Origin of the sequence: Neisseria sp. P0024.S006 (assembly GCF_051956595.1) — a bacterium.
In the GTDB taxonomy this organism is placed as follows: Bacteria; Pseudomonadota; Gammaproteobacteria; order Burkholderiales; family Neisseriaceae; genus Neisseria.
Map to the genome: position 1 here is coordinate 1 of NZ_JBQCXH010000019.1, position 564 is coordinate 564.

1 protein-coding gene is annotated in these 564 nt (G+C 49.1%); it reads left to right on the top strand.

Annotated features, from left to right (window positions below):
- Positions 1–463, top strand: a 463-nt coding sequence (locus tag ACTHUF_RS11045) for a hypothetical protein (protein WP_440407706.1), incomplete at its 5' end; no start/stop codon positions are given.
- Positions 464–564 lie beyond the last annotated feature (101 nt).

A 564-nucleotide genomic window follows, 5' to 3' on the forward strand; every position in this document is an offset into this window, starting at 1 on the left:
TGGTTGTTGGGGTTTGTGTTTTTTTTGTTGTTGGTGGTGTTGGGTGTGGGTGGGGGGTGGGTTTTGTTTTGTTTGGGGTGGTTGTTGTGGTGGTTGGTGGGGTGGTGGTTTGGGGAGTGGGGTGTGTTTTTTTTTGGTTGTTGTTGGTGTTGTGGTTGTTGTTTGTGGGGGGTGTTGGTGTGGTGGTTTTGTTGTTGGTTGTTGTTTTTTTTTTGGGGGGTTTGGTGGTGGTGGTTTGGTTGTGGTTGGGGTTGGTGTGTTGGTTGGTGTGTTGGTGTGGGGGTTGTTGGTTTGGGGGGGGTGTGTTTTTTGGGTGGTTGGTGTTTTGTGTGTGTGTGGGTGGTTGGTAGGTGGTGTGGGGTGGTTGTTGGTGTTGGTGTTTGGTGTTGTTGGGTGGTTTGTTGTGTGTTTTTTGTTGGGTTTGGTGTGGGTCGGTTTGTGGGGGTTGTGGTTTGGTGTGTGATGTTGTTTGTGGGTTTTGGGGTTTTTTCTGGGTGTTTTTTTGGGGTTTTTTTGGGTGTTGGAGTGGTTGGTGTGTTTGCTTTTGTGGCGGTGGTTGGTCAT